At 47.8% G+C, this 3,481-nt stretch carries 5 protein-coding genes, 1 tRNA gene and 2 pseudogenes; 5 read left to right on the top strand and 3 right to left on the bottom strand.

What is annotated here, in order from left to right; all coding sequences use genetic code 11:
- The 5 genes and pseudogenes from EBR25_12800 to EBR25_12820 form a co-directional block, all read left to right on the top strand.
- Window positions 1–312: ribonucleotide reductase (locus EBR25_12800; protein ID NBW41863.1), on the top strand; the 312-nt coding region annotated here is incomplete at its 5' end.
- A 60-nt stretch (window positions 313–372) separates the two neighbouring features.
- A complete protein-coding gene (locus tag EBR25_12805) occupies window positions 373–1,110 on the top strand; it encodes a ferritin-like domain-containing protein (GenBank protein NBW41864.1) in 738 nt (245 codons plus the stop codon).
- 91 nt (window positions 1,111–1,201) lie between these two features.
- Entirely contained in the window at window positions 1,202–1,777 is a 576-nt protein-coding gene (locus EBR25_12810) for a hypothetical protein (GenBank protein ID NBW41865.1), read from the top strand.
- Window positions 1,752–1,985: pseudogene (locus EBR25_12815) on the top strand (hypothetical protein). Before EBR25_12810 ends, EBR25_12815 begins: the two are co-directional and overlap by 26 nt.
- Complete coding sequence (locus tag EBR25_12820; GenBank protein ID NBW41866.1) at window positions 1,921–2,127, top strand: hypothetical protein; 207 nt, start codon at window positions 1,921–1,923, stop codon at window positions 2,125–2,127. The pseudogene EBR25_12815 and the gene EBR25_12820 overlap by 65 nt, the downstream one beginning before the upstream one ends.
- Window positions 2,128–2,349: 222 nt before the next feature.
- On the opposite strand, the gene EBR25_12825 is transcribed toward EBR25_12820, so the two are convergent.
- From EBR25_12825 to EBR25_12835, 3 genes and pseudogenes are all read right to left on the bottom strand, one after another.
- Window positions 2,350–2,427 (bottom strand) — tRNA-Leu (locus tag EBR25_12825).
- 250 nt (window positions 2,428–2,677) lie between these two features.
- Window positions 2,678–2,857, bottom strand: a pseudogene (locus EBR25_12830) (hypothetical protein).
- A gap of 52 nt (window positions 2,858–2,909) precedes the next feature.
- Window positions 2,910–3,481, bottom strand: a 572-nt coding sequence (locus EBR25_12835) for a terminase (protein NBW41867.1), incomplete at its 5' end; no start/stop codon positions are given.

Below are 3,481 nucleotides of genomic sequence, written 5' to 3' on the forward strand. Positions count from 1 at the left end.
TACAAGCGCGTTGCTGATGGCATTGTTTCGCTGTATCAACGCACTGGTCTTTTCCATGGTTATTCGTTTAATTCATGGAGCGATATGGTCATTTACGACGAAGGGTTCCTTCGCGATTGGCTAGAATCATCGCAGACGAGCCTCTATTACAGCCTGCAAGTCCTGCCTGATACTCAGCGCAAGGATGATGCATATGCTGCATTGGACGACGATTTTAAGAGCATGTTTGGCTTAGACGAAGAGTCTGAAGCTGATGGATCTTCTGCGTCTTGCAATTTAGAGGCTGGCTTTTGCGCTGCCTGCGCTGAATGAAAAAGAAGGGGGCCTAAAGCCCCCTTTGCTTTCCTCACACACCTGCACGATACTACGACCATGAACGCTGTCAAGAGCCCCTATCTGTCCATGATTGCCAAGAAACGTCCTTGGCAGGCAGTGCCCGTTAGCAAGGGCAAGCTTAAGGAAGGCGGTGAGGACACGATTTACAATCTGCTGGCTCTGCGCCATCTGGAGCTGCCTGTGAAGGACTTTCTGGAGCAAGGGCTAGAGCGTGATCTTCCTGCCACTCCTGGTGTGGTTGAAGCGCTGCGTCATAACCAAGATGATGAACAGCGGCATGATGAGGCGCTGAACTACGTGACGGCTGCCCATGGCACCAATGAGAAGGCTGAAAAGGAAGTAGCGAACATCCTTAAAGCATGGCAAGAGCATCCTGCCCATCCAATTTTGAAAGCTGCCATTCTGGAGCGGAGTATTTTCTTTGTTGCATTGCCATTTTTCCGTTTTAACGGGGATATTGGTATTCGCACTGTGGCTGCTGATATTAGTCGGGATGAAATTACGCACGTAGGCGTGCATAGCCTTGTTGCTCGGGAATTGGGCGAAACTGCTGGTCAGAGCTTGAATAAACTGCGCCGGGCCACTGCATTGTGGGCTTTTGATGCGTTGCAGGCAAACAATGACAAGTGGCTGAACAAGGATTTCTGGCTGCGTCAGAGTGATAGTTTGTTCGAGAAAGGCAAAGCTGAGGAGCTGAATGATACAGCTCGTAGCAGGATGCCTTCTTTCTTTGAAGCTGCTAACAATGATCTGCCCCAGTACGGGCGGGCATGATATAGTTGGCAAGCTGGGAGGCTAAGACAGCGCTAGGCCCTAGAGCCTAGAAGAGCCAGGTGCAATTCCTGGCCCTCTCATTATTATTCTCATCATGAGCGCGTTCGTCACAAGCGACACTCACTTCGGTCACGCGAAGATGATTGATTTTTTGCGTCCCGATGGTGAGCCATTGCGTCCATTCGCATCGTGTGAAGAAATGGACGAAACAATTATTGAACGATGGAACGCAAAAGTAGGGAAGCGTGACACTGTTTATCATCTTGGAGATGTAGTTATTCCTCGTGCATCGTTAAAGCTTCTTTCTCGTCTTAATGGAAGGAAGATTCTCATTCGTGGCAACCATGATCAAGGAGCATTGAAAGACTATTTGCCATATTTTGAAGACGTACGTGGAGCATTCTTTCATCCTTGCGATAGCGCGTTTCCTGGCGGTTTAATCTTCACGCATGTTCCCGTGCATCCATCGTGTTTGTCTGGGCATTACACAGGTAATGTACATGGCCATTTGCATTGTCATCGTATTCTGGATGACAACGGACAAGTTGATAAACGTTTCTTCAATGCTTGTTTGGAAGTGAATAACTTTTCTCCAGTAGCATTTGAAGATATAAAAGAATTTTTCCGCCGTGGACGAACGTCGTCGGACATTCAACACGCCTATTAGGGAGCCATGGAACGCTCCCATTCATCAAATTCTTAAGGCCGTAGATGCCCATATGGCGTTGTATTTAAAACATGGTGATCCATGGCATTTAGAGAAGGCTGCCATGCTTAGGGCATATCTTCATGAACTAAAATCTTACATTCATCGGCAAGAAGCAAATGTGGAGAATCTGGGCGAAGGCGCTGGGAGAGAAGGCGGGGAAGCATAATCGCGAAGCAGATACAGTTGCAATTGTCCGCACGTTTATTTTTGCTTCGTATTTAATCACTAATATTGCCATCGTTGCCAATGCCATTCGTCACTGGAATGACAATGAATGCACAGTGCAAGCTACAAAAAAGGGGCCTTGAGGCCCCTTGCTTAATGCTCAAAACCAATGGGGCTTGGGCACGTAGGCAACACCGCGATAGACGAGCGAAGCCATTTGAGCTTCACGCAGACGAGCAGCTTTCTCAAGCTGCTGCTTGATCAGGGCAAGTGGGTTCATGATGGTTCCCGATGAAATACGGCCCCGTTCCCTGCCGTATTGTCATGCACTCCATCGCTGGAGCGAACGTCTCTTCAGCTTAGCATGATGCCCCTGGCAGGATTTGAACCTGCACTACAGCGATTTTAAGTCGCTTGCCTCTGCCTGATTGGGCTACAAGGGCGTGAGGAGCAAAGGTGCTGAGGGCGGGGCTTCAATCCGCCGTTGTACAGCTTTTAACCATGGGTCGGCCCATAGCCTTGGCTCCACTGGGAAAACAGTCTCCCCCGAAACTGTTTGGTTTAACGCTGGCCAGCGTGCTTCGCGAAAGCTTTGAAATCATAACACGATGCTGATCAAGCGTCATATTCCCTTAGGCTTTCGTCGCCATGATGGTCTGGCATGAAATCATCATCAGTGGCCTCGGCTTCCCATGAGCGTTCAAGCTGCTCTTCAGTCTTTAAACGCTTGGCATGAGCCTTGAGCTTCGGAAGCAATGTAGGAATGTATAGATGTTCAGCCGCAAGAAGCTGGAGAGAAGTTTGCTTGCTAGTTGGAGCGTTTTCTAATAGTGCTACGAGGAATTTTTGGTTTCCTCCATAGATAATTTGCAATAAGTCACTTCATGGCAGAACTATTGTTTGAAAATCATACTAGAGAAAATGATTACGAAATAAGGCTTTCAATCCAGCCAATGTCGTCGTCTTTACTTGCAGCAAGAATGGCACCCGCCATTGCAAATGCCAAGTCGTCAATCCCACTAGCTTTACCACCAGTAACACTCCACTGCCCACTGGGCTTATAGATGACAGTAAGGTTTTTGAGCTGCATTAAAGCTTTTTCGTGACGATAGATATTAATTTGCCCTGCATTGAAAAGCTCTCGCATTTTGCTGAAAGCTTTCATCTTTGAACTAACTGTCCACGTTAGTTCTGTAATGGGCAGGTCGCTAGCCAAGCTTTGAATGGTGCCAGCACTATTGAATTGGTCCATCACAATCGTGTCAAACACGTATAGGCGATGCTGCTCCTTAATCCAATCTTCCACAGCATTGATATTCACTTCCATTCTTCCATTGATTTCAAAATCAGCCACGAAAGAGTGGAATTTGTCTACGACTAACGTGCCATTTTCATAGTGGACAATACAAGCAGTGTAGTCGTCACGGCCAACGCCACCACGGGCGGGGTCAAGGGCAAGTACATAAGCTCCCTGGAATTCAGGGCGTGGTGGTAATG

This window comes from bacterium, assembly GCA_009926305.1.
Lineage (GTDB): Bacteria > Bdellovibrionota_C > UBA2361 > UBA2361 > RFPC01 > RFPC01.